This window comes from Peristeroidobacter agariperforans (genome assembly GCF_004138335.1).
GTDB classification, from domain to species: domain Bacteria; phylum Pseudomonadota; class Gammaproteobacteria; order Steroidobacterales; family Steroidobacteraceae; genus Steroidobacter; species Steroidobacter agariperforans.
Genome location: NZ_RYFW01000002.1, coordinates 123,386 through 147,591 on the forward strand (window position 1 = coordinate 123,386; position 24,206 = coordinate 147,591).

The 24,206-nt window shown below is 63.0% G+C and carries 24 protein-coding genes; 13 read left to right on the forward strand and 11 right to left on the reverse strand.

Going from position 1 to position 24,206, the window contains the following annotated elements; genetic code table 11:
* The first annotated feature begins 2 nt into the window (after positions 1–2).
* The 5 genes from EK373_RS14425 to EK373_RS14445 all read left to right on the forward strand — a co-directional run bounded on the left by EK373_RS14425 (position 3) and on the right by EK373_RS14445 (position 7,174).
* On the forward strand, positions 3–1,193 hold the full coding sequence (locus tag EK373_RS14425) for a phosphoglycerate kinase (protein ID WP_129644035.1): 1,191 nt from the start codon (positions 3–5) through the stop codon (positions 1,191–1,193).
* Positions 1,194–1,206: 13 nt separating this feature from the next.
* The gene (gene pyk, locus EK373_RS14430; protein WP_129644038.1) at positions 1,207–2,640 is read left to right on the forward strand and encodes a pyruvate kinase; all 1,434 of its coding nucleotides are present in this window, start codon (positions 1,207–1,209) and stop codon (positions 2,638–2,640) included.
* A 15-nt stretch (positions 2,641–2,655) separates the two neighbouring features.
* The gene (locus EK373_RS14435) at positions 2,656–5,070 is read left to right on the forward strand and encodes a penicillin acylase family protein (protein WP_129644041.1); all 2,415 of its coding nucleotides are present in this window, start codon (positions 2,656–2,658) and stop codon (positions 5,068–5,070) included.
* A gap of 68 nt (positions 5,071–5,138) precedes the next feature.
* On the forward strand, positions 5,139–5,990 hold the full coding sequence (locus EK373_RS14440; RefSeq protein ID WP_129644044.1) for an AAA family ATPase: 852 nt from the start codon (positions 5,139–5,141) through the stop codon (positions 5,988–5,990).
* An 8-nt stretch (positions 5,991–5,998) separates the two neighbouring features.
* The gene (locus EK373_RS14445) at positions 5,999–7,174 is read left to right on the forward strand and encodes a vWA domain-containing protein (RefSeq protein WP_129644047.1); all 1,176 of its coding nucleotides are present in this window, start codon (positions 5,999–6,001) and stop codon (positions 7,172–7,174) included.
* Positions 7,175–7,509: 335 nt separating this feature from the next.
* Here EK373_RS14445 and EK373_RS14450 read toward each other — a convergent pair whose 3' ends face one another.
* On the reverse strand, positions 7,510–8,082 hold the full coding sequence (locus tag EK373_RS14450; protein WP_198683348.1) for a peroxiredoxin: 573 nt from the start codon (positions 8,080–8,082) through the stop codon (positions 7,510–7,512).
* Between the two features lie 190 nt (positions 8,083–8,272).
* Here EK373_RS14450 and EK373_RS14455 point away from each other — a divergent pair, with 190 nt between their 5' ends.
* Positions 8,273–9,523, forward strand: coding sequence for a patatin-like phospholipase family protein (locus tag EK373_RS14455; RefSeq protein WP_129644050.1), 1,251 nt, complete (start codon positions 8,273–8,275; stop codon positions 9,521–9,523).
* Here the strand turns inward: EK373_RS14455 and mgtE are convergent.
* From mgtE to EK373_RS14500, 9 genes are all read right to left on the reverse strand, one after another.
* A complete protein-coding gene (gene mgtE, locus EK373_RS14460) occupies positions 9,488–10,840 on the reverse strand; it encodes a magnesium transporter (RefSeq protein WP_129644053.1) in 1,353 nt (450 codons plus the stop codon). The two genes, EK373_RS14455 and mgtE, sit on opposite strands and share 36 nt — an antisense overlap.
* A gap of 45 nt (positions 10,841–10,885) precedes the next feature.
* A complete protein-coding gene (gene rapZ / locus EK373_RS14465) occupies positions 10,886–11,758 on the reverse strand; it encodes an RNase adapter RapZ (protein WP_129644056.1) in 873 nt (290 codons plus the stop codon).
* Between the two features lie 183 nt (positions 11,759–11,941).
* Complete coding sequence (gene hpf, locus EK373_RS14470; protein WP_129644059.1) at positions 11,942–12,262, reverse strand: ribosome hibernation-promoting factor, HPF/YfiA family; 321 nt, start codon at positions 12,260–12,262, stop codon at positions 11,942–11,944.
* A 36-nt stretch (positions 12,263–12,298) separates the two neighbouring features.
* Positions 12,299–13,804, reverse strand: coding sequence for an RNA polymerase factor sigma-54 (locus EK373_RS14475; protein WP_129644062.1), 1,506 nt, complete (start codon positions 13,802–13,804; stop codon positions 12,299–12,301).
* A 52-nt stretch (positions 13,805–13,856) separates the two neighbouring features.
* Complete coding sequence (gene lptB, locus EK373_RS14480; RefSeq protein WP_129644065.1) at positions 13,857–14,582, reverse strand: LPS export ABC transporter ATP-binding protein; 726 nt, start codon at positions 14,580–14,582, stop codon at positions 13,857–13,859.
* Positions 14,579–15,331, reverse strand: coding sequence for an LptA/OstA family protein (locus tag EK373_RS14485; RefSeq protein ID WP_129644068.1), 753 nt, complete (start codon positions 15,329–15,331; stop codon positions 14,579–14,581). Before EK373_RS14485 ends, lptB begins: the two co-directional genes overlap by 4 nt.
* Positions 15,300–15,875 (reverse strand): LPS export ABC transporter periplasmic protein LptC, encoded by a 576-nt coding sequence (gene lptC / locus EK373_RS14490; RefSeq protein ID WP_157994371.1) that lies wholly within the window; start codon positions 15,873–15,875, stop codon positions 15,300–15,302. Before lptC ends, EK373_RS14485 begins: the two co-directional genes overlap by 32 nt.
* Positions 15,872–16,390 carry a 3-deoxy-manno-octulosonate-8-phosphatase KdsC gene (gene kdsC, locus EK373_RS14495; protein WP_129644073.1) on the reverse strand — a complete coding sequence of 173 codons (519 nt, stop codon included), beginning with the start codon at positions 16,388–16,390 and terminating at the stop codon, positions 15,872–15,874. The genes lptC and kdsC overlap by 4 nt, the downstream gene beginning before the upstream one ends.
* 3 nt (positions 16,391–16,393) lie before the next feature.
* On the reverse strand, positions 16,394–17,392 hold the full coding sequence (locus EK373_RS14500; protein WP_129644076.1) for a KpsF/GutQ family sugar-phosphate isomerase: 999 nt from the start codon (positions 17,390–17,392) through the stop codon (positions 16,394–16,396).
* A 157-nt stretch (positions 17,393–17,549) separates the two neighbouring features.
* On the opposite strand from EK373_RS14500, the gene EK373_RS14505 reads away from it, so the two are divergent.
* Both EK373_RS14505 and murA read left to right on the forward strand, forming a co-directional pair.
* On the forward strand, positions 17,550–17,780 hold the full coding sequence (locus EK373_RS14505) for a BolA family protein (RefSeq protein ID WP_116810387.1): 231 nt from the start codon (positions 17,550–17,552) through the stop codon (positions 17,778–17,780).
* Between the two features lie 3 nt (positions 17,781–17,783).
* Positions 17,784–19,040, forward strand: coding sequence for a UDP-N-acetylglucosamine 1-carboxyvinyltransferase (gene murA / locus EK373_RS14510; RefSeq protein WP_129644079.1), 1,257 nt, complete (start codon positions 17,784–17,786; stop codon positions 19,038–19,040).
* A 54-nt stretch (positions 19,041–19,094) separates the two neighbouring features.
* On the opposite strand, the gene EK373_RS14515 is transcribed toward murA, so the two are convergent.
* On the reverse strand, positions 19,095–20,249 hold the full coding sequence (locus tag EK373_RS14515; protein ID WP_198683349.1) for a S1C family serine protease: 1,155 nt from the start codon (positions 20,247–20,249) through the stop codon (positions 19,095–19,097).
* A gap of 181 nt (positions 20,250–20,430) precedes the next feature.
* On the opposite strand from EK373_RS14515, the gene petA reads away from it, so the two are divergent.
* From petA to EK373_RS14540, 5 genes are read left to right on the forward strand one after another with little or no spacing between them, the layout of a single operon-like run.
* Positions 20,431–21,051: a ubiquinol-cytochrome c reductase iron-sulfur subunit gene (gene petA, locus EK373_RS14520; RefSeq protein WP_129644082.1), complete on the forward strand. Its 621-nt coding sequence runs from the start codon at positions 20,431–20,433 to the stop codon at positions 21,049–21,051.
* Positions 21,051–22,301 (forward strand): cytochrome b, encoded by a 1,251-nt coding sequence (locus EK373_RS14525; RefSeq protein ID WP_232831112.1) that lies wholly within the window; start codon positions 21,051–21,053, stop codon positions 22,299–22,301. Before petA ends, EK373_RS14525 begins: the two co-directional genes overlap by 1 nt.
* Positions 22,291–23,088 carry a cytochrome c1 gene (locus tag EK373_RS14530; RefSeq protein ID WP_232831113.1) on the forward strand — a complete coding sequence of 266 codons (798 nt, stop codon included), beginning with the start codon at positions 22,291–22,293 and terminating at the stop codon, positions 23,086–23,088. Before EK373_RS14525 ends, EK373_RS14530 begins: the two co-directional genes overlap by 11 nt.
* A gap of 58 nt (positions 23,089–23,146) precedes the next feature.
* A complete protein-coding gene (locus tag EK373_RS14535; RefSeq protein WP_116810385.1) occupies positions 23,147–23,746 on the forward strand; it encodes a glutathione S-transferase N-terminal domain-containing protein in 600 nt (199 codons plus the stop codon).
* Positions 23,747–23,762: 16 nt separating this feature from the next.
* The gene (locus EK373_RS14540; RefSeq protein ID WP_129644085.1) at positions 23,763–24,182 is read left to right on the forward strand and encodes a ClpXP protease specificity-enhancing factor; all 420 of its coding nucleotides are present in this window, start codon (positions 23,763–23,765) and stop codon (positions 24,180–24,182) included.
* Positions 24,183–24,206 lie beyond the last annotated feature (24 nt).

Sequence of the window (24,206 nt, forward strand, 5' to 3'; positions counted from 1 at the left end):
ACATGACCACTACAGGGGCCGTCTTGCGGATGGTCGATTTAGACCTGCGCGACAAGCGCGTGCTGATCCGTGAGGATCTGAACGTGCCAGTGCAGGGTGGAGTTGTGACCAGCGACGCGCGTATTCGCGCGTCGCTGCCGACGATCCAGGCAGCGAAGGAAAAGGGCGCGCGCGTCCTCGTCATGTCGCACCTGGGGCGCCCGGAGGAGGGCGTGTACGACGAAGAGTTTTCGCTCGCGCCGGTCGCGCAGCGGCTGTCCGAGCTGCTGGGCTTCAAGGTGCGCTTCGAGAAGCATTGGCTGGATGGCGTCGAATGCGCTCCCGGCGAAGTGGTGCTGCTCGAGAACGTGCGCTTCAACAAGGGCGAGAAGAAAGACAAAGAAGACCTCGCCAAGAAGATGGCCGAGCTGTGCGACGTGTTCGTGATGGACGCGTTCGGCACGGCGCATCGCGCTGAAGCCAGCACCCACGGTGTAGCCAAATTCGCGAAGGTGGCCTGTGCCGGGCCGCTGCTGATGAACGAGCTGGTGGCGCTCGAAACCGCGCTGGAAAAACCCAAGCGGCCGTTGATCGCCATCGTCGCGGGCTCCAAGGTCTCGACCAAGCTCACGGTGCTGGAGAGCCTGCTGTCCAAGGTGGACACGCTGATCGTCGGTGGCGGCATCGCCAACACGTTCATCGCCGCGCAGGGGCATTCGGTGGGCAAGTCGCTGTACGAAGCCGACATGATCGATATCGCCAAGAACCTGCTGAAGCGATCGGCCGAGTTGAAGGTGCAGATCCCGATCCCGACCGACGTAGTCGTGGCCAAGGAGTTCTCCGCCAACGCCGAAGCCGACGTGCGGCCGGTGACCAAGGTCCAGGCCGACGAGATGATCCTGGACATCGGTCCGGACACCGCGGAAAAGTTTGCACGCACGTTCGCGAGCGCCGGCACCATCGTCTGGAACGGCCCGGTGGGCGTGTTCGAGTTCGATCAATTCGGCGAAGGCACGCGGACATTAGCGCAAGCGATAGCGAAATCATCGGCGTTCTCCATCGCCGGTGGTGGGGATACTCTAGCGGCCATCGAGAAATATCGTGTAGAAGACGACATTTCCTATATCTCGACCGGTGGCGGTGCGTTCCTGGAATTCCTGGAAGGCAAAAAGCTGCCAGCGGTTGCGGTCCTGGAAGAGCGCAGTCGCACTTAACACGAGGTTTTCAATGCTCCGTCGCACCAAGATCCTGACCACCCTCGGGCCGGCCACCGATAACCCAAAGGTGCTTGGTGAGATGCTGCGGGCCGGCGCCGACGTCGTGCGAGTGAACTTCTCGCACGGCGAGGCCGCGGCCCACGCCAATCGCGTCAAGATGGTGCGCGAAGTGGCCGAGCAGGTCGGCAAGTGGGTCGCCGTGCTCGGCGACCTGCAAGGCCCGAAGATCCGCATCGATCGCTTCGTCGAAGGCAAAGTGTTCTTGAACGAGGGCGAGCCGTTCGTCCTCGACGTGTCGCTCGACTCCAAGGCGGGCACCGCCAAGTCGGTGGGTGTGGCGTACAAGAATCTGCCCAGGGATGTGCGCGGCGGCGACACGCTGTTGTTGAACGACGGCCTGATCGTTCTGGAAGTCACCGATGTCGATGGCCCGCGCATCATGACCAAGGTCGTGGTGGGCGGTGAGCTCTCCGACAACAAGGGCATCAACAAACAGGGCGGCGGCCTGTCGGCTGGCGCGCTGACGGACAAGGATCGCGAGCACATCAAGCTCGCAGCCGAGCTCGGCGTCGACTATCTCGCCGTTTCGTTTGCTCGCGACGGTCACGACATGGAAGAAGCCCGTCACCTGTTGCGCGGGGCGGGCGGTCACGGTCACCTGGTCGCGAAGATCGAGCGCAGCGAAGCGCTGGTGAACCTCGATCGCATCATTCAAGCCAGCGACGCCGTCATGGTGGCGCGTGGCGACCTCGGCGTCGAAGTCGGTTACGCCGAGCTGACGGGTCTGCAAAAGCACATCATCTCCGCGTGTCGTAAGCGCAATCGCGTGGTCATCACGGCGACGCAGATGATGGAATCGATGATTCACAACCCGGTGCCGACGCGCGCCGAAGTTTCGGATATCGCCAACGCGGTGATGGACGGCACCGACGCGGTGATGCTCTCGGGCGAAAGCGCCGTGGGCAAGTATCCGGTCAAAGCCGTGGCGACGATGGCCCAGGTCATCCTCGGTGCGGAGAAGTACGAAAGCTCGCATACGCCGGTGCGTGCCCGCAGCGAGCACGGGATTTTCGAGAAGACCGATGAAGCCATCGCTATGGCGGTGATGTACACAGCCAATCATCTGAAGGTGAAGGCCATCGTCGCGTTGACCGAGTCGGGCTCGACGCCGCTGTGGATGTCGCGTATTCGTGCCGATATTCCAATCTATGCGTTCACGCGGCACGAAGAGACGCGCCGTCGCGTGATGCTGTATCGCGGTGTGTATCCGGTGACGTTCGATATCACTCACACCAATGCACAGCTGTTGTACGCGGACATTTTCAAGCTCATGCTCAAGCAGGGCATGGTGGAGATGGGCGACCGCATCATCCTCACCAAGGGTGAGTTGTCCGGCGTTTCTGGCAAGACCAATGCCATGAAGATTCTCGAGGTGCGCGTTTAAACGCAGCCACTAAAGATGCGTTTGCTTCGGACGCTGCGCGTTGTTGGCCTTGCCTTACTGATCGTTCTCGTCGTCGGCGGGCTGATCGGATACTGGGCGCTCCGCGCCAGCCTGCCGAAACTCGATGGCAATATTTCCGACGCTCGCATCTCGGCGCCCGCTGAGATCCAGCGTGATGCCGAGGGCACGCCAGTACTGCGTGCCCGCACTCGCGCCGACCTCGCATTTGCCACTGGCTTCGCGCACGCACAGGACCGTTATTTCCAGATGGACCTGATGCGGCGCGCGGCCGCCGGCGAGTTGGCCGAGTTACTCGGCGCATCCGTGTTGGATACCGACCGCAAGTTGCGCGTGCACGGCTTTCGTCGGGTCGCTCGCGAAGTCGTGGCTGCCGCGACGGCCAACGATCTCGCCTTGCTGGATGCATATTCGGCGGGTGTGAACTTCGCGCTGTCGCAAGCAACGGCCAAGCCTTGGGAATATTTGTTGTTGGGCGCGAAACCCGCGCCCTGGCTACCCGAAGATTCGGTGCTGGCCGCGTTCTCCATGTATCTCAACTTGAACGATTCGAGCGGCAGCGAAGAGCTGACGCGCTTGCAGCTGCGCGATGCCTTGCCGCCGGCAATGTTTGCGTTCATTGCGCCGCTGGGCACCGAATGGGATGCGCCGATTGCGGGCGGCACGATTCGCTCCGCAACCATTCCGGGGCCGGACGTGTTCGATCTACGAGACGGCGTCTCACGAGCCGCGGCTCTAACGGCGCCTCGCACGGCCGGCACGATGGAAGAAAAGACGTACGTCGGCAGCAACAGCTGGGCGGTCGCCGGCAGTCTCACCGCCGATAAGGGCGCTTTGCTCGCCAACGATATGCACCTCGGCCTGCGCTTGCCGCATGTTTGGTATCGCGCGCGCATGATCGTCGAGGGCGAAGGCGATGCGCGACGCGATCTGGTCGGCGTGACGCTGCCTGGATTGCCGGTGCTGATCGTCGGTAGCAACGGTCGCGTGGCCTGGGGGTTCACCAACAGCTTCGGCGACTGGACCGATCTGGTCATCGTCGAGCGCGATCCGCAGGACCCTGCGCGCTATCTCACTGCCGAGGGCTCCGAGCCCTTCGTCGTGCACGAGGAAGTGCTCAAGGTCAAAGACGGCGAGGACGAGAAGCTCACCGTGATAGGCACGCGTTGGGGCCCGGTCGTGCGCGAGGACACATCGAACCGGCCGCTCGCGCTGGCCTGGACCGCGCAGCATGCGCAAGCGACCAATTTGCGCATGCTCGATCTGGAGAGCGTCGACAGCGTCGATCAGGCATTGCTGGTCGCGAATCGCTCGGGCGTGCCGGTGCAGAACTTCGTGGCGGCCGATGCGAGCGGTCGCATCGGCTGGACGCTGATGGGGCAGGTGCCGGTGCGCGGCAACTATGACTCGACCATGCCCTATCTGTGGAACACGCCGGAAGCGGGTTGGAACGGTTGGCGCAAACCGGAGGAATATCCGCGCATCGTCGATCCTACGGCCGGTCGACTGTGGACGGCCAATGCGCGCACTGTCGATGTCGAAACGTGGTTGTCTTTCATGGGCGATGGCATGTACGACAACGGCGCACGTGCCGCGCAGATTCGTGACGATCTGCTGGCGCTCGAGAATGCGACGCCGGCCGACATGGTCAACATTCAGTTGGACGATCGCGCTTTGTTTCTGGTTCGCTGGCGCGATTTCCTGCTCGAGCTGCTGGATGAGGATGCCGTGCAAGGCCGGCCGTTGCGGGCCGAGGCCAGAAAATTCCTGGAAGACTGGTCGGCGCGAGCGGCGGCCGAGGACGTCGGGTATCGGTTGGTGCGAGCGATGCGGCTGCAGGTTCGCCAGAACGTGTTCGAATCGTTGACCGCTGCGGCCCGTCTCAAATATCCGGATAGCAAATTTTCGCCGTCGGCGCAGTTCGAAGGTCCGCTGTGGCAATTGGTCACGCGTCAGCCGGCGCATATGCTCGATCCGCGTTATCCGAGTTGGGATGCTGCGTTGTTGGCGTCGGTCGATGCGGCGCTCAAGGAACTGCTGCAGGAGTGTGGCTCGCTGAGCCGGTGCACCTGGGGCGCGCAGAACACACTCGCCATGCGACATCCGCTGTCGCAAGTCATGCCGGCGTTCGTGGGCCGCTGGCTCGACATGCCGGCTCAGCGGCTGTCGGGAGATTCATTCATGCCACGCGTTCAGGGACCTTCGTTCGGCGCGTCCGAGCGCATGGTGGTCTCGCCGGGACGTGAAGCGCAGGGATATTTCCAGATGCCCGGTGGGCCGGTCGACCACCCGATGTCGCCGTTCTACGGAGCAGGCCACAAAGCCTGGGCTCGCGGCGAGCCGCGTCCGCTGCTGCCAGGCGAGCCGAAATACGTGCTCAGATTGGCGCCTGCTGCCAACTCCGCCCCGTAAGACGTTTAGTAGCGCCGGCCGCCGGTGGTAAGGTGCCGGTTCTGTCTACTCGTCGACTCGGGGTATTCATGTCGTCACGTTTCGCCGGCACGGACAACTACGTCGCCACTGAAGATTTGATGATGGCCGTCAATGCGGCCGTGGTGCTGGGGCGGCCGTTGCTGGTCAAAGGCGAGCCGGGGACCGGCAAGACGCAGCTCGCCGAAGAAGTTGCGCGGTCGTTGAATCGGCCGCTGTATCGCTGGCACATCAAGTCGACCACCAAGGCCCAGCAGGGCTTGTATGAATACGATGCCGTGTCCCGACTGCGCGACTCGCAGCTCGGCGAGGCGAAGGTGCACGACATCGGCAACTACATCGTCAAAGGGCGCTTGTGGGAAGCGTTCGAAAGCGACGTGCAGCCGGTGCTGCTGGTCGATGAGATCGACAAGGCCGACATCGAATTCCCGAACGATCTGCTGCACGAGCTGGATCGCATGGAATTCTACGTGTACGAGACGCGTCAATGGATCAAGGCGCACCATCGCCCGATCATCATCATCACCAGCAACAACGAGAAGGAGTTGCCGGATGCGTTCCTGCGCCGGTGTTTCTTCCATTACATCCGCTTCCCCGATGCAACGACCATGGAGCGCATCGTCGATGTGCACTATCCGACGTTGAAGAAGGAGTTGCTGTCGGAGGCGCTGACCGCGTTCTTCAAAGTGCGCGAGATGCCCGGGCTGAAAAAGAAGCCTTCGACGTCGGAGCTGCTGGACTGGATCAAGCTGCTGGTCGCGGAAGACATTCCGCCGGAGGCGTTGCGCAGCGACGACCCGAAGAAATCCATTCCGCCGCTGTACGGCGCGCTGCTGAAGAACGAGCAGGACGTGCATTTGTTCGAACAGCTGGTGTTCTTGAACCGTCGCGGCGGCCGCTGAGCAGAGCCATGCTGGTTCCGTTCTTTTTCAAGTTGCGCGAGGGCGGCGTGCCGGTGTCCATCACCGAGTTCCTGTCGCTGCTGCAGGCCTTGCAGGCTCGCGTTGCGAGCGCCAGCGCGGAGGATTTCTATTATCTGTCGCGCGCCTGCTTGGTGAAGGACGAGCGTCACTTCGATCGCTTCGATCGCGCCTTCGCCGCGCACTTCAAGGGCGCCGAAGATTTGTTCGACGCCATGATGAAGGCCATTCCCGAGGAATGGCTCAAGCGCATGGGCGAGCGCACGCTCAGCGATGAAGAGAAGGCGCAGATCAAAGCGCTCGGCGGTTGGGACAAACTGATCGAGACATTGAAGCAGCGCCTCGCCGAACAAAAGGAGCGCCACCAGGGCGGTAACAAATGGATTGGCACCGGCGGCACGTCGCCGTTCGGTGCGTACGGTTACAACCCGGAAGGCATTCGCATCGGCCAGGATGAGTCGCGCAACAAGAGTGCGGTGAAGGTGTGGGATCAGCGCGAGTTCAAGAATCTCGACGACACGGTCGAGATCGGCACGCGGAACATCAAAATCGCACTCCGCAAGCTTCGCAAGTTCGCGCGCGAGGGCGCGGCGGAGCTTTTGGACCTGGATAACACCATCGATGCAACTGCTCGCAATGCCGGGCTGCTCGATCTGAAGTTCGTGCCCGAGCGGCACAACGCCATCAAAGTGCTGCTGTTCCTCGACGTCGGCGGATCGATGGACTATCACGTCCGAGTTTGCGAAGAGCTGTTCTCCGCGGCCCGTTCGGAGTTCAAGCACCTGGAATATTTCTACTTCCATAACTTCGTGTACGAGCACGTCTGGAAGGACAACCGCCGCCGCCACGCGGAGAAGATTCCGACCATGGAAGTGATGCGCACTTACGGCCACGATTACAAACTCATCGTGGTCGGCGATGCGACCATGAGCCCCTACGAAATCGTGCAGCCCGGCGGCAGCATCGAGCATTGGAACGAAGAGGCGGGCTCGGTGTGGATGCAACGACTGGCGAAAACCTGGCCGCATCACGTCTGGCTGAATCCCGAGCCGCAGCAGCGCTGGGATTACACGCCGTCCGTGCAGGTCACGCGCGAGCTCATTGAGAACCGGATGTTTCCATTGACGCTCGGCGGACTGGAGCAGGCGATCAAGGCGCTGCACTGAGCATTGTTGTTCGGAGTCGGAGAGACGTGAGTGGTTTGGCGGCGCCAGGGCGGGGTGTCTCCTCCCGGCACCGGGCGCCCGCCTGAGCGCATCGCGCTCCTGGCGTCACGTCCATGGTGAGCCCTGCTGTTTCGGCCCCGTCCATGTGCCGAAAAGCTGTCGGGAGGAGACACCCCGCCCTGACGCCGCCCGACAGCACACATGAGCTTGCCTGCGATGAATCCCCCCTCTTAGATCCCGTCCGCAGGACAAAAAATAAAAAATACTTTCCCCTCTCCAACGGGAGAGGGGGCCAGGGGGTGAGGGTCTTCTTTAGCGGAAATCAAAACCTCCGCTCAGCTCTTCGCCTGCAGATCCTTGATGTCCTTCAACACGATCTGCGAATGACCCTTCGGATCGACATCCGGATAGTGGCGAACGATCTTGCCTTGCGGGTCGATTAGAAACGTATCGCGCTTGGCCAGTTCGAAGGCGCCGAGGAAGCGCTTCAGCACGCCGTATTCCTTCGCGACGACCTTCTTGTCGTCGGCCAGGATGGGAAATGGCAGGCCGTGCTTCTCGGAAAATTCCTTGTGAGATTCGACGTCATCGACGCTCACGCCGAGAATGACGGCGTTGGCGTCGCGGAATGCAAACACGTTGTCGCGGAACTCGCACGCCTGCGTGGTGCAGCCGGGCGTCTTGTCCTTGGGATAGAAATACAGCGCCACCCACTTGCCGCGATAGTCCTTCAGCTCGTGCCATTTGCCGGCCTGGTCCTGCAGTTTGAATGCCGGCGCGGCGCTGCCCACGGCCGGGCCTTCCTCGGCGGCTTCGGCGATGTTGGCGGCGAGCCAGGTAAAGGTGACAGCCAGCGCCCAGGAGCGCATCCAGGCGTGCATGTTCAGGCGTGAGAGACGCAGATGCATAGGCAAATCCTCGAAGCTTTCGGTCCGGCCGCGAGGTGCTGGACCCGGTGAGGCGGTCCGCGACGCCGTATAACACGCGTGTCACGGGGGTTCCGAGGCACTGTGCCATACTAATCGCTCAGCGGCGAGCGCCCGGATCAATTCAACAGCGTCGGGAATTTCGCCAACGATAACAGCACGGATTCAACATATGAGCGAGCGCACTCCGACATCCGCGCCTTCGGTTGGACCACCCAAGGTCGGGTTGGTGCTGCCGGGCGGCGGCGCGCGGGCCGCCTATCAAGTGGGCGTCCTGCGGGCGATCTCGGATCTATTGCCGGCGCGGGCGATCAACCCTTTTCCGGTGGTGTCCGGAACCTCGGCGGGTGCCGTGAATGCCACCGCCATCGCCGTTCACGCCGATCGTTTCCGCGTCGCGGTGGGTAATCTCGAGCGCGTCTGGCGCAATTTCCAGGTCGGGCAGGTCTTTCGCGCCGATACCGCCAGCATGCTGCGCGCCAGTCTTCACTGGCTGTTTGCGATGTTGTCCGGCGGCTGGTTGCTGCCGCCGCCGAAATCGTTGTTCGATAACTCGCCGCTGCGCGAACTGCTCAAGCAACAATTCGACTTCAGCCGTATCAGCCGCTCCATCGCCGACGGTCATCTCGACGCCATCGCCATGTCGACCGCCGGCTACGGCAGCACACGATCCGTTTCCTTCTTTGAAGCCAAGCCCGGCTGCGCGCCGTGGAAGCGCACACGCCGCGCGGGCGAGCCGACGGAGCTCTCGGTCGAGCATCTGATGGCGAGCGTCGCCGTGCCGTTCCTGTTTCCGCCGGTATTGCTCGGTGACGAGTACTACGGCGACGGCGCGATGCGCGAGGCGAATCCATTCAGCGCGGCCATTCATCTTGGTGCGCAGCGCTTGTTGGTCATTGGTACACGCAACGAACTGTCGCCGACCATGGCGGCGCCGCCGCTGTGTCCCACGTTCGGCCAGATCTTCGGCTACATGCTGGATTCGCTGTTCAGCGACGGCATGTATTCGGACCTGGAGCGGCTCACGCAGCTGAATCAGATCGTCGACAAGGTCGGCCCCATCACCGTGAGCAATCCGGACGGTGCGGTGCATTTGCGGCGAATCGACATGCTGGTGATTTTGCCGAGCCGCGATCTATCGGAGATCGCGCGTCATCACGTCGAGTCGTTGCCGCGGACCTTGCGCGTGCTGTTGAGAACGTTGGGCGCGATGAATACGGGCGGCGGCCAGCTGATGAGCTATCTGCTGTTCCAGGACACGTACACGCGGGAGTTGATTGCGCTCGGCTACCAGGACGCGATGAAGCGGGCCGACGACCTGATGTCGTTCCTCGCGGGCTACTCGGTTGCGTCGACCGGGGCTACCGCGATCCTGCGGCGTCTGGACTCACGTAAGGAACAGCGTGCCGAGGCCCAGAAGTGAGGCGAAGCCCACGGTGTCTGTAACCGTGGTGAGCACCACGCCGCCGGCCAACGCGGGATCGATTCCCAAACGTTTCAAGATCAGCGGCACACCGACACCGGCCAGCGCCGCGGCGACAAGATTGATCATCAGCGCCGCGAAGATGATGACGCCGAGCGTCCACGTTTCGAACCAGATGCCCGCGGCGATTCCCACCATGCTGGCGACGGCGATGCCATTGAGCAAGCCCACCGAGATTTCGCGAATCAATAGCCAGCGCGCATTTGCCTGCTCGACCTGACCGAGCGCGATACCGCGGATGATCAGCACCAGCGTCTGACTGCCGGCGATGCCGCCCATGCTGGCGACGATGGGCATCAGCACCGCGAGCGCGACGACCTTTTCGATCGTGGCTTCGAACAGGCCGACGACGTTAGCGGCGAGGAACGCGGTCGCGAGGTTGACGCTCAGCCAGATGGCGCGACGGCGCGCGCTGGTGAGGACGCCGGCGAACATATCCTCATCCTCGCCGAGACCGGCCATGCTCATGACCGAGTGATCGGCTTCTTCGCGGATCACGTCGACCACGTCATCGATGGTGATACGGCCGAGCAATCTGCCATCGCTCGTCACCACGGCAGCGGAGACCAGGTCGCGGTCTTCGAACAGCTTGGCGACCTCGCGCGCCGGCGTTTCCGGCGGGATGCCTTCGACGCCGGAGTCCATCACTTCACCCACGGTCTTCTCGGGGTCTTCGGTGAGCAGGCGCGTTATGTCGAGAGCGCCGCGGTACTTGTCGTTGCGATTGACGACGAACAGCTGGTCGGTGCGAGCCGGCAACTCGCCGCGCATGCGCAGGTAGCGCAACACCACTTCGAGCGTCACGTCCGCGCGGACGGTGACGGCGTCGAGGTTCATGAGACCGCCGGCGCTGTCCTCCTCGAACTGCAGGATCGCCGACAGGCGCTCGCGGTCCTGCGCGTCCATGGAATGCAGCACGCGCTCGTTGAGCGTCTCGGGCAGGTCGCCGATCAAGTCGGCGAGGTCGTCGACTTCCATGCCCTCGGTGGCTGCGATCAGCTCCTCGGCGTCCATGCCGCCGATCAGTTCGGCGCGCACTTCCTCGTTGAGCTCGATCAGCACGTCGCCTTCGACTTCCGGATCGACGAATTCCCAGACGATCTCGCGACGGGCGGGCGGCAGCGATTCGATCAGCGATGCAATTTCCGCCGGGTGCAGGCTGTTGATGAGCCGATGCCCATGGCGCAGCGAACCCTGCTCGAGCGCGCTACGTAGCGCGGCGAGTCGGCTCTGCTTTTGTTCCTGGGCTTCAGTCATGGCGCGCGCAGTGTAACGGCGAGCGGCGCGCCCGCGAAGTTGTTATTAGCTGGCGCGGTGGGTGGCGGCGACCTGATGGCGCGCGTGGACCTGCGGGAATTTTGCCGAGAAATGTCGCGCCAGGCGCTCCACGAGATACACGGAGCGATGCTGGCCGCCGGTGCAGCCGATGGCGATGGTCAGATAGCTGCGATTGGTGCGCACCAGCTCGGGAATCCAGTGCTCCAGGAAGCCGACGATGTCGTCGAACATCTTGGTGACTTGCGGATGCCGTTCGAGATATTCCACCACGGCGGGATCGCGGCCGGTGAACCGCGCGAGCCCGGGCTCCCAATAGGGGTTCGGCAGGCTGCGCACATCGAACACGAAGTCCGCATCGCCCGGCACGCCGTGACGGAATGCGAACGACTCGAACAGGATCGACATGCGTCCTTCGACGCGCGCGCCGACCCGGTCGCGCATCAATTCGCGCAACTCATGCACGCTGCTGCGCGTGGTATCGATGATCAGATCGGCCGCATCGGCGATCGGCTCGAGCAGCGACTGCTCCTGGCTGATGGCCTCGGCCAGGCCCAGGCCGTCGCGGCTCAACGGGTGCCGTCGCCGTGTCTCGCTGTACCGTTTCAGCAGGACTTCCTGGTCGGCGCGCAGGAATAGCACTTCACAAGCGACACCGCTGCGCTTCAGGTCGGCGACCAGCTTCGGAACCGAGGCGATTTCCGCGGGACGGTTGCGCGCATCTACGCCCACCGCCGTGTACCCATACGTCGACTCGCGCGAGCGGACGGTGTGGGAGATGAACATCGGCAGCAGCCCCGCGGGGATGTTGTCCACGCAGTAATAGTCGAGATCTTCGAGCATGTGCAGCGCCACGCTCTTGCCGGATCCGGACAGGCCACTGACGATGACGAGACGCATGGGTACGAACAGAGAACGCGCTGGTAGGGGCTGCAACTGCAAAGACTACAGCGAGCGGCGCGCGGGCGGCAACGAGTCGGGCGTGTATTACAACGGGGGCACGCTCCATGTGCCCGATCGCCGACAGAATTGTGAACCTTTCGGTGGCTCCGCCGGCGGTGACTGACTAGGAAGCCCGGCTTTTCAGGATGGCCGGACTTTCTGGACTTCCAGCGCGTGGTGATCGGCCAGCTTCTCTTTGTGCTTCTTCACGCGCCGGTCGAGCTTGTCGGCCAGCGCGTCGATGGCGGCGTACATATCCATGTCGACGGCGTCGGCGTACACCATGGCGCCGTTCAGCAGCACCTTGGCTTCGGCTTTATGGCGCAGTTTTTCCACGGTAAGGATGCAGTGAACGTCAATGATGTGGTCGGAGTGCCTGACGATGCGGTCCAGCTTCTTTTCGACGTAGCCCTTCATGGAAGTGGTGACATCGACGTGGTGACCAGTGACGTTCAGTTGCATGGAAGCCTCCTATGGATGGAGCGGGGAAACTGCTGGCTATCTCACCGAAACTCGCTTGCGTTCGCTGGACGGAGGTATACCTAGCGCCTCGCGGTATTTCGCGACGGTACGCCGTGCGACGAGCACGCCCTCGCGCGACAGGATCTCCGCGATACGGCTGTCGGAAAGCGGCTTGTCAGGCTCCTCCGCGGCCACCAGCTTGCGGATCTTGGCGCGGATGGCGGTGGAGGACATCTCCGTGCCATCGCTGGCAGCGACATGGCTGGAAAAGAAATAACGAAACTCGAACACGCCACGGTGCGTGTGCATGTACTTGTTGGTCGTGACGCGGGAGATGGTCGACTCGTGCATCTGCACGGCTTCGGCCACGTCCTTCAGAATCATCGGCTGCATGTATTCGTCGCCGTTCTCCAGGAACGCGGACTGACGCTGCACGATGCAGCGGGCCACCTTCAGCAGCGTCTCGTTACGGATCTCGAGACTGCGGATCAGCCAGCGCGCCTCCTGCAGCTGAGTCCTGAGCATGGCGTGATCGGCGGAACGGCCGATGAGGCCCGCGTAACTTTGATTCACGCGAATGCGCGGCAGGCTCGCGGGATTGATATCCACCGCCCAGCCTCGCTCGGTCCGGCGCACGAACACATCGGGCACGATGTACTCGGCAGGCACGGAATGCACGCTCGACCCTGGGCGCGGCTGACAGGCGCGGACCAGCACCAGCGCGTTTTCCAATTCCTCTTCGGTGACCCGCAGCTGCCGGCGTAACAGTGCGTACTGCTGCTCGGCGACTTGATCGAGATAACCGGCCGCGATCGCCAGCGCGGTTTCGCGACCCGGCGTATCTGGATCCAGCTGACGAAGCTGCAGCTCGATGCACTCGCTGACCGAGCGCGCACCGACACCCGCAGGATCCATCGCCTGCACATGCTTGAGCACGCGCTCGACCTCGGCGGTCTGAACGACCAGCTCGGGCTGTAAATTGCGCGCGATCTCGTCGAGCGGCTCGATGACGTAACCGTCGTCGTTGATCGCATCGATGATGGCTGCGCCGATGCGCATCTCGCGCTCGTTGAGGCGCGACATCTCGAGCTGCCAGGTCAGATGTTCCTGCAGCGTCTCGCCGCGGGCGTCGGAAAAGTCCTGCGAATGATCGTCGTCGCCCGACCAGGGCGTATCGGCCGGACCGGTGACCTGCGAGTCGCTCCAGTCCTGATCCTCGACGATGTCGAGCGGCTGCTCGGCCTCGGCGGATTCGGCCCGCTCGCTATCGGTGTGTTCGTTGTGCTCGCTGCTGGAGCTGGCTTCGGTGCTGGGCGCGGGCGATTCGTAGCTGGACTCGTATTGCGGCTCGAGCGCGGACTCGCCGGTTTCCAGACTGCCGGACTCGTCTTCGGCCTCCAGCATGACGTTGCTTTCCAACGCCTCGCGGATCTGTGCCTGGAGCTCCAGGACGGGCAACTGCAAAAGGCGGATGGCCTGCTGCAGCTGAGGGGTCATGGTCAGCTGCTGGCCGAGTCGGAGCTGCAGAGCGGGCTTGAGCATTCGTCTCGCTTGTGATCGTCAACGGGCCGGCGGGGCCCTGCAAGCAGGATGCCTAAAGCCGGAAGTCTTGACCCAAGTACACCTCACGGACCTGCTGATTTGCAAGGATCTCGTCCGCAGTCCCTTCGGCGATCACGCTGCCCCCGCTGACGATATAGGCCCGGCCGCAAATTCCTAAGGTTTCCCGGACGTTATGATCGGTAATCAAGACACCGATGTTGCGTCCGACGAGGTGCCGGATGATGCGCTGGATGTCCAGCACCGAGATCGGATCGACGCCCGCGAACGGTTCGTCCAGCAGCATGAACTCTGGCTCCGCGGCCAGCGCACGTGCGATCTCGACGCGGCGGCGCTCGCCGCCCGAGAGGCTCTGACCGATGCTGTTGCGGATGTGGCCGATGTGCAGTTCGTCGAGCAGCGACTCGAGCATCTCGTCGCGCTTGTCGCGGCTCAGCTCGGCACGCACTTCGAGAATTGCGCGGATGTTGTCCTCGACCGAAAGCTTGCGGAACACCGACGCTTCTTGCGGGAGATAGCCCACCCCCAGTCGCGCGCGGCGATGCACTGGCAACTTGGAGATGTCCTGATCGTCGATGAGGATTCGACCCGCGTCCGTGGGGACCAAGCCGACGATCATGTAAAACGCGGTGGTCTTGCCGGCGCCGTTCGGGCCGAGCAGACCGACGACTTCACCGCTCGATACTTCCAGTGACAGGCTTTTGACGACCTGCCGCGAGCGATACTTTTTAGCGAGACCCTCGACGCGCAGCCGGGTCATGCGCCGCCGCCGGTGCGTTCGGTGGCCAACTTCGGCTCGACGCGCTCGTTCTCGAGCGCCTCGCCGTTCTCATTGAAGGTCGGCTCGACGATGGCTGCAGTGCCGGGATTGCTGCCGCTGGTCTGCGACTTGTTCTGCTTCGGGCGAATGATGCCGCGGACCCGGTTCGAGGAGCCGCCCGGATTGATCTGCACGCGCTCGTCGCGAACGTTGTAGATCACCACGTCACCCCGGAACTCGTCCTTGCCATTGCTGAACCACACTTGATTGGAGAGCTTCACGACGCCGGTGTTGATGTCGTATTCGATGACGCCCGCCCGGCCGCGCACCTGACGATTGTTCTCGGCGCCGATCTGCTCGAAGCGGGCCGGCGCGCCTTCGATGCGCACGTCGGACAGCTCGCCGTTGACGAACGCGGCCGTGGCGAGATTGGAGTGCAGATCCGCCTCAGCGCTACGAATGCGCACGGCCTCCTCAAAGATCCATTTGCTGTTGGGCGCGCGGAAATCACGCGCCTTTGCGGTCTGCGCTTCGATGGACATCGGGCCCTGTGCCGCGCGCACATTGCCGGAAAGATCGAGCGTGTCGTTGCGAAAGTCGGAGCTGACCACATCGGCGCTCCAGGTGAAGCCGCCGTCCAGTTCCGGCGCTTTCGCAGCGCCGCTGACCACGGTTGCAAACAGCAACAGCGCGGCTCCGAGCGCACTGGTCGCGCGCCTACCGCTGAGGTTGCGGGTCAAATCTTCCATTCACTGTCTCCAGCCGCAGTTTCTCGCTGGTCAAATCGGCGCGCAGACTCTTCACGGTCATCGCATGCTGGCCGAAACGCACCTTCACCGGCGAGCGAGTGCTATATGCAATGTTCTTCTCGGTATCGATCGCCAACTCATTGGTGCGCAGGTACGCGTTCGCATTGCCTTCCAGCGAACGCAGCTCCACGTCGCCCTCCAACTGCACGACGCGCGAGTTCGGTGGCACCAGCCCGCTGTTGGCAGTCAGCGCCCATTGCCAGTCTTCCTTGCCGAAGTAATTCACGCGCACCGATTCCATCGTAATAGCTTCTCCGCGCGCCGGGGCGCGGCTCAGCCGCTGATCGATGCGCCGGGCGATCAGCTCGATTCCCGGCGAGCCGTCTTCGCGCGTGCGCAGGATCACCGCGTCCTTCAGGTAATAACCTGGCTGCTCCGGCATCTCGTGGTTCGCCGTGGGTACATCGTCATTGTCCACGAACGCGCCGTAGCCGATCACGATGGCGGCGAGCGCGGCGGCCAATGACACCCAGCGCCAGTTCACCCGTGCACCTGCCGATTGACGCCGATCTGCCGGGTTTCCAGCAGTAGATCGCACACCTCACGCACCGCGCCCTGGCCGCCAGGCGCCTGCGTAATGAAATGCGCGCGCGACTTCACGCTCGGATGCGCGTCCGCGACGGCAACCGCCAGGCGCGACGCCTCAAACAGCGACAGATCCGGCGTGTCGTCGCCGACGCTCGCCACGGCTTGTGGTGTGAGGTTCAGCATCTCCAGCAACTCGCGCAGCGCCGCCAGCTTGTCGTGCACGCCCTGTCGAATCCAGGTCACGCCGAGCTCGCTCATGCGCTTGTCCACCGCCTTCGACTGGCGGCCCGAAATCACCGCGACCTGCAGCCCGGCATTCAGCACCTGCTTGATGCCCGCGCCGTCGCGCACATGAAAACACTTCATGGTCTCGCCGCGCGCGGTGAAATACAGCCGCCCATCGGTGAGCACCCCGTCCACATCCAGGACCAACAGACGCACGTCGTTGGCGCGTTCCACCAGGGTGTCCATGGATTACATCACCCCGGCGCGGAACAGATCATGAACATTCAACGCGCCGACCAGCACATTGCCTGTGTCGGTGACCAGCAATTGGGTGATGCGATGTTTTTCCATCAGGTGCACGGCTTCCGCGGCCAGGACTCTCGGTGGGATCGTCTTGGGGTTCGCGGTCATCACATCACGCATGCGCACGGCGTTGATATCGATCGGATGGTCCAGCGCGCGGCGCAGGTCGCCATCGGTATAGATGCCCAGCACGCGCCTTTGGTCGTCGACCACCGCGGTCATGCCGAGGCCCTTGCGGCTGATCTCCAGCAATCCCTCCTTGAGCGAGGTATCCGGACTCACCGCGGGCAGCTGATCTCCCGTGCGCATGACGTCTTCGACATGCAAGAGCAACCTTCGTCCCAGACTCCCGCCCGGATGCGAGCGCGCGAAGTCCTGCTCGCTGAAACCCCGTGCTTCCAGCACCGCGACCGCCAGGGCGTCGCCCATTGCTAGCGTCGCAGTAGTACTCGCGGTCGGCGCGAGATTGTGAGGACAGGCTTCCTCGGGGACGCTCACGTCGAGCACCGCTGCGGCCGCCTTGGCGAGCGTCGATTGAGCTTTGCCGGTCATGGCAATCAGCGGCACGCCGAGTCGCTTGATGACCGGCAGGATGGTGATCAATTCGGCCGTCTCGCCGGAATTGGAGATCGCGATCACCACGTCCTCGTGGGTGATCATGCCGATGTCGCCATGACTGGCCTCGGCCGGGTGCAGGAAAAATGAGGGCGTGCCGGTGCTCGCCAGGGTCGCGGCAATCTTGTTGCCGATGTGGCCGGACTTGCCCATGCCGGTCACGACGACTCGGCCGCGGCAGTCGTGCAGCAGCTGACAGGCCGCGACGAAATCGCCATCCAGGCGGGCTTCCAGCGCTTGCACCGCAGCGACTTCCGTTGCCAGCACGCGGCGGCCGCGTGAGAGCAACTGTTCGGAATCGAGCTGTGTGGACGTCGGTAAAGATCGCATCCGTGAATGATAGCGCGGATTGGCTGTACTCCAGGCCGCGCGGCTGGTTATTTCCTGTCATGACTGCATGTCGTGACCGGGGGTAAATCGGCACGGCGGACCCGCGCGGGGATCGGATATCATGACGGCCCTTTGCAATCCTGGGTGTCCAGCATCGATGAATGCCGCCGAAGTCCAAGCGCTGATCCAGACCGGACTGCCGGGCGCGCAGGTGCGCGTCGCATCCGATGACGACACTCACTTCGAAGCGGTGATCGTGGCTCCGCAGTTCGAGGGGCGTCGCATGATCCAGCGTCATCAGCTGGTGTACGCGACGCTCGGGCAGCTGATGGGTCGCGAGATCCACGCGCTCAGCATCCAGGCATTCGCGCCTTCGGAACAAAAGTAAGTCATGGACAAGCTGTTGATACAGGGCGGCACGCCGCTCGAAGGTGAGGTTCGCATCTCGGGCGCGAAGAATGCCGCGCTGCCGATTCTGGCTGCGACACTGCTGGCGGAAGGGCCCGTGTCGGTAGGCAACGTGCCTCATCTGCAGGACGTCACGACCATGATCGAGCTGCTCGGTCGCATGGGCGTGAGCGTGACCATCGACGATCGCATGCGGGTCGAGGTCGATGCGTCCACGGCCAATGCATTCGTCGCGCCGTATGAGCTGGTGCGCACGATGCGCGCCTCGATCGTCGTGCTCGGTCCGCTGCTGGCCCGCTTCGGGCAGGCGGATGTGTCGTTGCCTGGCGGCTGCGCCATCGGCGCACGACCGGTGAACATTCACGTCGATGGTCTGCGCGCGATGGGCGCGGACATCCAGATCGAAAATGGCTACATCCGCGCCAAGGCCAATCGCCTCAGAGGAGCGCGCATCGTGTGCGAGACCGTGACGGTCACGGGCACGGAGAACCTGCTGATGGCCGCGACGTTGGCAGAAGGGCAGACCGTCATCGAGAACGCCGCGCGCGAGCCTGAGGTCGTCGACCTCGCAAATTTCCTAAGCGCCATGGGCGCAAAGATCAGCGGTGCGGGTACGGATGTGATTACCGTACAAGGCGTCGAGCGACTAAACGGCGCGAGCTACGACGTGCTGCCTGATCGCATCGAGACGGGCACCTATCTGGTCGCCGGCGCGATCACCGGCGGACACGTGAAGATCAAAGGCACGCGACCGGATCATCTCGACGCGGTGCTGTTGAAGCTTCGTGAAGCGGGCGCGCAGATCGAGATTGGCGATACCTGGATCGACCTGGACATGCGCGGCCGCCGGCCGAAGTCCGTCGATCTTCGTACCGCACCTTATCCGGCGTTCCCGACGGATATGCAGGCGCAGTTCGCGGCGTTGAACACAGTCGGGGAAGGCGTAGCGGCGGTGACCGAGACGATCTTCGAGAACCGCTTCATGCACATGCTGGAGATGCGACGCCTCGGCGCCGACATTCGCATCGAAGGCAACACCGCGATCATTCGCGGCGTGCCGCGCCTCACTGCTGCGCCGGTGATGGCCACGGATTTGCGCGCGTCGGCGAGCTTGGTGCTCGCGGCGCTGGTCGCGCAGGGCTCGACGGAAATTCACCGCATCTATCACATCGATCGCGGCTACGAGCGCATCGAAGAAAAGCTCGAGCAGATCGGCGCGCAAATCAAACGCGTCGCTTAACGCAGCAGTTTCTTCTCGTCCCTGCGCTTGCCCGGAAATGAAGGCGGCCGCGCGCTAGCGCGAGCCGCGAGGCGGGCGCTCTTCCAAGGTGGCCTCGATACTCAGTGGCTCGCGGCCACGACGGCCGCGGATCTCGAGGGTGGAGCCAGGTGACATGGCTGCCACCCGGTTCAGTGCTTCCTGTGCGTTTACGATCTGCTGCCCGTTCAGGTGCGTCACGAGATCGTCGACGCGCATGCCGACTTTCGCGGCGGGGCCCTGCGGGTCCACCGAACTGATGCGCAACGCCACCGGCGGATCGATATTGAGCGCCGCGGCCATGGCTCTTGGCAGTTCTTCAGAAGACACACCCAGCCAGCCACGACGCACCCGGCCGTGCTCGATGATTTGATCCATCACGCCGCGGACCATGTTCACGGGAATCGCGAAGCTGATGCCGTCAGTGCCCAGCGTTTGCGCCAGTACCGCGGTGTTGATGCCGATCAGCTCGCCATCGGCATTGATCAGCGCGCCGCCGGAATTACCAAAATTGATGGCGGCGTCGGTCTGAATGAAGTCCTCGAAATCGGTGACGCCGAGGCGACCGCGGCCCGTGGCGCTGACGATGCCTTGAGTGACTGTCTGACTGAGCCCGAACGGATTGCCGATCGCGAGCACTACATCGCCCGCGCGCAGCACGTTTGAGCGACCCATCGGCATTACTGGCGGGTTCTCCAAATCCACGCGCAAGACGGCAAGATCGGTGTCCGGATCGGTGCCGACAATCGTAGGAGTGGCAATGCGGCCGTCCGCCAGCTGCACGCGGATCTGGTCCGCGCCGTGAATCACGTGCTCGTTGGTGACCAGGTGACCGTCGGAATCGAGGATGACTCCGGAGCCGAGGCTGCCTTCGACGCGCTGCCTGAGCCGGGCTGGATTCTGTCGCAACAGCGGATTGCCATTGGTGGCGCCGGGAGCGTTCGCGACGACGCGGGCTGTATAAATGTTAACTACGGCGGGGCCGGCGCGGCCGACTGCATCGGCAAAAGACCTGCGCACTTCGCCTTCACGCGGCGTGAAAGATACCGGGGCAGCAGGGGCTGCCTGCGTGGCGGGCGCGGCGGATGGGCCTGGCTGCGCCGGCCTTACCAGCAGCAGCACGGCCGCAATGGCAAGGCCCACCAAGGTCCATTTCAGCAGGAATAACAGGGTCTGCGGCACGCTGGGCACGGTGACGGCTCGAGTAAGAGTACCGGTGAGGAGACCGGGGGCGCTTCGTAGCGCCCTGAGACAATGCGCGTGGGCGATATGTGTATAATGCGGAATTCCTTGAACGTTTGAAACCTCAGCCGGGCTTCAAGGGCTCGGGTGAGGTTGCGCGTGCGACAGATGCCTCGCGGAGAAAGAGTGGATGACGTCAGAAGTTGGCAAGTCTAATGAAGAGGGGGTTGATGGCGGCCGGCGCCATTTCCTGCTGGTCGCGACCACCGTCACCGGTATAGCCGGTGCCGCGCTGACAGCTGTCCCGTTCCTGGCGTCCTGGAAGCCGAGTGCTCGCGCGCAAGCGCTGGGCGCGCCGGTGGAGCAGGACATCAGCAAGCTCGAGCCGGGTGCCGTGGTCAAGGTGAACTGGCGCGGCCAGGCCATCTTCATCGTGCGGCGTTCGCCCGAGATGATGAAGCAGCTCGAAGATCCCGCGTTGGCCGAGCGGCTGCGCGACCCGAAATCCGAACAGTCCGAGCAGCCCAAGTACGCCAAGAACGACGTGCGCTCGCTCAAGCCCGAGTACCTGGTGCTGGTCGGCGTGTGCACGCACCTCGGTTGCGCGCCGCTGAGCCGCTTCAATCCGGCGGACGCCGAGCTCGGCGCCGACTGGCCCGGCGGCTTCTACTGCCCGTGCCACGGCTCGAAGTTCGATCTGGCCGGCCGCGTCTTCAAGGACGTGCCCGCGCCCACCAATCTCAAAGTGCCGCCGTACCGCTTCGTCACTGACGGCGTGGTGCAGATTGGCGTCGATGCGGAGGTCGCATAATGAGCGCCACCATGCCGGAGAAGGGCAAGATGGCCCAGCTCGTCGATTGGATCGACGCGCGCTTCCCGATGACTCGCTTCATGAAGGAGCATGCCAGCGAGTACTACGCGCCGAAGAACTTCAACTTCTGGTACTACTTCGGCTCGCTCGCGCTGGTGGTGCTGGTGCTGCAGATCGTCACCGGCATCTTCCTGACGATGAATTACAAGCCCTCGGCCGCGGACGCGTTCGCGTCGGTCGAGTACATCATGCGCGACGTGGAGTGGGGCTGGCTGATCCGGTACATGCACTCCACCGGCGCGTCGGCCTTCTTCATCGTCGTCTATCTGCACATGTTCCGCGGCCTCATGTACGGCTCGTACAAGAACCCGCGCGAGCTGGTGTGGATCTTCGGCATGCTTATTTATCTGTGCCTGATGGCCGAGGCGTTCTTCGGCTACCTGCTGCCCTGGGGCAACATGTCCTATTGGGGCGCGCAGGTGATCGTGTCGCTGTTCGGCGCGATTCCCGGCATCGGTGAGTCGCTGGTCGAGTGGATCCGCGGCGACTACTACATCTCCGACATCACGCTGAACCGCTTCTTCGCGCTGCACGTCATCGCGTTGCCGCTGGCGCTGGTGTTCCTGGTGATCGCGCACATCTTCGCCCTGCACGAAGTGGGGTCGAACAATCCGGACGGCATCGAGATCAAGAAGCTGAAGGGCCCGGACGGCCACCCGGTCGACGGCATTCCGTTCCATCCGTACTACACCGTGAAGGACCTGGTGGGCTTCATCGTGTTCGCCATGGTGTTCGCGCTGGTGCTGTTCTTCGCGCCGGAAATGGGCGGCTACTTCCTGGAGCACGCCAACTTCGATCCAGCCAACCCGCTGCAGACGCCGGAGCACATCGCGCCGGTGTGGTACTTCACGCCGTTCTACGCGATCTTGCGCGCGGTGCCGAACAAGCTCATGGGTGTCGCGCTGATGGGCGCAGCCGTGGTGCTGTTCGTGTTCCTGCCGTGGCTGGACCGGTCCAAGGTCAAGTCGATCCGCTACCGCGGCTGGCTGTTCCGCAGCTTCCTCGGCGCGTTCGCAGTGAGCTTCATTGCGCTCGGCTACCTCGGCCTGATGCCAGCGACGCCGACTTACACCCTGGCGGCCCGTTTCTTCGGGGTCATCTACTTCGCGTTCTTCCTGCTCATGCCCTGGTACACGAGGATCGACCAGACCAAGCCTGTGCCGGAACGCGTGACTTACCATGCCCACTGAGCATCTAGCCGAAGCCATGATGAAGAAGAGTTTCCATAAACTGGTTCTGGGTGTGGTGGGCCTGTCCGCTCTGGCATGGTCTGCGGTCGGCGCGGCGGCGGAAGGCCATAACTCGGCCCTGCAACTGGCGCGCAACGACGTTGCCAACATCGCCTCGCTCCAGCGCGGCGCGCGCAACTTCGTGAATTACTGCAGCGGCTGCCATTCGGCCAAGTACGTCCGGTACAGCCGTCTGGCGGAAGACCTGGAGCTGAGTGAAAAGCAGGTGACTGACAACCTGATGTTCGTGGGTGAGCGAATTCACGACACGATCAAGATCGGCATGAAGCCCGAGGATGCGAGCCACTGGTTCGGCACCACGCCGCCGGACCTGTCCCTCATTGCGCGCAGCCGCGGCGCCGATTACATCTACTCGTTCTTGAAGTCGTTCTACCTCGACCCGAGCAGGCCGACTGGCACCAACAATCTGATCCTGCCGGGTACCGCCATGCCTCATGTGCTGTGGGAGCTACAAGGCTTGCAGCGCGCGGTCTATGATGGCGAGAGCGATGCGGAGCACAACACGGTCCATAAGAAGTTCAAGGAATTCGAACTGGCGAAGCAAGGCAGCCTCTCGCCACAGGAGTACGACCAATTCGTCCGCGACACGGTCAATTTTCTAGACTATATCGCCGAGCCGATGCAGCTCGAACGGCGCAATTTGGGCATGCGCGTGCTGGCATTCCTGATAGTCTTCTTCTTGTTCGCTCACTTCCTGAAGAAGGAATTCTGGAAGGACGTGAAGTAGCTCCGCTCGTGGGAGCTGCCGCGCGGTCATTCAGAACTGTCTGGAGCGTACTACCGTGATGACGCTCTTCTCACGCGCCGACGATCCCTGGAGCCATCGCACCAGGATCGTCCTGGCTGAGAAGAGCATCCACGTCGAGACCATCGACGTGCAGGGCGGCAACCTGCCCGAGGATCTGCTCGACCTGAACCCGTACCACACGGTCCCCACTCTGGTGGACCGTGACCTGGTGCTCTACGACTCCCGAGTCATCATCGAGTACCTGGACGAGCGCTTCCCGCACCCGCCGCTGATGCCCGTGGATCCGGTGGCGCGTGCGCAGTTCCGGCTGGCGCTGTATCGGATCGAGCGGGACTGGTACAGCCTCGCGCAGCAGATCGACGATCCCTCGGATCGCAAGAACGGCCTGAAGGCGCGCAAGATCCTCCGCGACAGCATCCTGGCCAGCACGGACGTGTTCAAGGCCAAGCCGTACTTCCTGTCGGATGAGTTCTCGTTGGTGGACGCCACCATTGCTCCCATCCTGTGGCGCCTGTTGTATTGGGAAATCGACTTGCCAGCGCAGGCTCAACCTATTACCAAGTACGCCAACCTATTGTTCTCCCGGCCCGCATTCAGGCACAGCCTGTCGCGCGCCGAGCAGGAAATGCGCGCGTAAAGCCGCGGCGGTACTCATGGCAGATGCTCCAGTTCGATCGCGCCGTCCCTATTTGTTGCGTGCCATGCACGAATGGATCAGCGACAGCGATCAGACCCCCCACATAGTGGTCGATGCTTCGTTACAAGGCGTGGAAGTGCCGCGCCAATATGTTCAGGGGGGCAAGATCATCCTGAATGTGAGCAACAGCGCGACCAGCAATCTCAGCTTGGGGAATGACGTAGTTCGCTTCCGCGCGCGGTTCGGCGCGGTCACGCACGACGTGATGGTGCCGATTGCGGCCGTGCTCGGCATCTATGCGCGAGAAACAGGGCAGGGCATGATTTTCTCGGAGGCGGACGCACCGCCGCCGGCGCCGCCAACTGCGCCAACGGAAGCGCCGTCAGGCAGCCCAGAGCCCAAGCGCGCGAAGCCGACTTTGAAAGTCGTCAAATAACCCAGCAGCAATTCTTTGATTGGC

What these genes read in the sequence shown, in the direction of transcription:
- EK373_RS14435 (WP_129644041.1), top strand. Translation starts at nt 2,656, where the DNA reads ATGCGTTTGCTTCGGACGCTGCGCGTTGTTGGCCTTGCCTTACTGATC.
- EK373_RS14445 (WP_129644047.1), top strand. Translation starts at nt 5,999, where the DNA reads ATGCTGGTTCCGTTCTTTTTCAAGTTGCGCGAGGGCGGCGTGCCGGTG.
- EK373_RS14485 (WP_129644068.1), bottom strand. Translation starts at nt 15,331, where the DNA reads ATGGAAGATTTGACCCGCAACCTCAGCGGTAGGCGCGCGACCAGTGCG.
- EK373_RS14425 (WP_129644035.1), top strand. Translation starts at nt 3, where the DNA reads ATGACCACTACAGGGGCCGTCTTGCGGATGGTCGATTTAGACCTGCGC.
- rapZ (WP_129644056.1), bottom strand. Translation starts at nt 11,758, where the DNA reads ATGCGTCTCGTCATCGTCAGTGGCCTGTCCGGATCCGGCAAGAGCGTG.
- murA (WP_129644079.1), top strand. Translation starts at nt 17,784, where the DNA reads ATGGACAAGCTGTTGATACAGGGCGGCACGCCGCTCGAAGGTGAGGTT.
- EK373_RS14505 (WP_116810387.1), top strand. Translation starts at nt 17,550, where the DNA reads ATGAATGCCGCCGAAGTCCAAGCGCTGATCCAGACCGGACTGCCGGGC.
- petA (WP_129644082.1), top strand. Translation starts at nt 20,431, where the DNA reads ATGACGTCAGAAGTTGGCAAGTCTAATGAAGAGGGGGTTGATGGCGGC.
- EK373_RS14500 (WP_129644076.1), bottom strand. Translation starts at nt 17,392, where the DNA reads ATGCGATCTTTACCGACGTCCACACAGCTCGATTCCGAACAGTTGCTC.
- EK373_RS14540 (WP_129644085.1), top strand. Translation starts at nt 23,763, where the DNA reads ATGGCAGATGCTCCAGTTCGATCGCGCCGTCCCTATTTGTTGCGTGCC.
- EK373_RS14450 (WP_198683348.1), bottom strand. Translation starts at nt 8,082, where the DNA reads ATGCATCTGCGTCTCTCACGCCTGAACATGCACGCCTGGATGCGCTCC.
- EK373_RS14530 (WP_232831113.1), top strand. Translation starts at nt 22,291, where the DNA reads ATGCCCACTGAGCATCTAGCCGAAGCCATGATGAAGAAGAGTTTCCAT.
- EK373_RS14475 (WP_129644062.1), bottom strand. Translation starts at nt 13,804, where the DNA reads ATGCTCAAGCCCGCTCTGCAGCTCCGACTCGGCCAGCAGCTGACCATG.
- hpf (WP_129644059.1), bottom strand. Translation starts at nt 12,262, where the DNA reads ATGCAACTGAACGTCACTGGTCACCACGTCGATGTCACCACTTCCATG.
- EK373_RS14440 (WP_129644044.1), top strand. Translation starts at nt 5,139, where the DNA reads ATGTCGTCACGTTTCGCCGGCACGGACAACTACGTCGCCACTGAAGAT.
- EK373_RS14455 (WP_129644050.1), top strand. Translation starts at nt 8,273, where the DNA reads ATGAGCGAGCGCACTCCGACATCCGCGCCTTCGGTTGGACCACCCAAG.
- mgtE (WP_129644053.1), bottom strand. Translation starts at nt 10,840, where the DNA reads ATGACTGAAGCCCAGGAACAAAAGCAGAGCCGACTCGCCGCGCTACGT.
- EK373_RS14535 (WP_116810385.1), top strand. Translation starts at nt 23,147, where the DNA reads ATGACGCTCTTCTCACGCGCCGACGATCCCTGGAGCCATCGCACCAGG.
- pyk (WP_129644038.1), top strand. Translation starts at nt 1,207, where the DNA reads ATGCTCCGTCGCACCAAGATCCTGACCACCCTCGGGCCGGCCACCGAT.
- lptB (WP_129644065.1), bottom strand. Translation starts at nt 14,582, where the DNA reads ATGACCCGGCTGCGCGTCGAGGGTCTCGCTAAAAAGTATCGCTCGCGG.
- EK373_RS14525 (WP_232831112.1), top strand. Translation starts at nt 21,051, where the DNA reads ATGAGCGCCACCATGCCGGAGAAGGGCAAGATGGCCCAGCTCGTCGAT.
- kdsC (WP_129644073.1), bottom strand. Translation starts at nt 16,390, where the DNA reads ATGGACACCCTGGTGGAACGCGCCAACGACGTGCGTCTGTTGGTCCTG.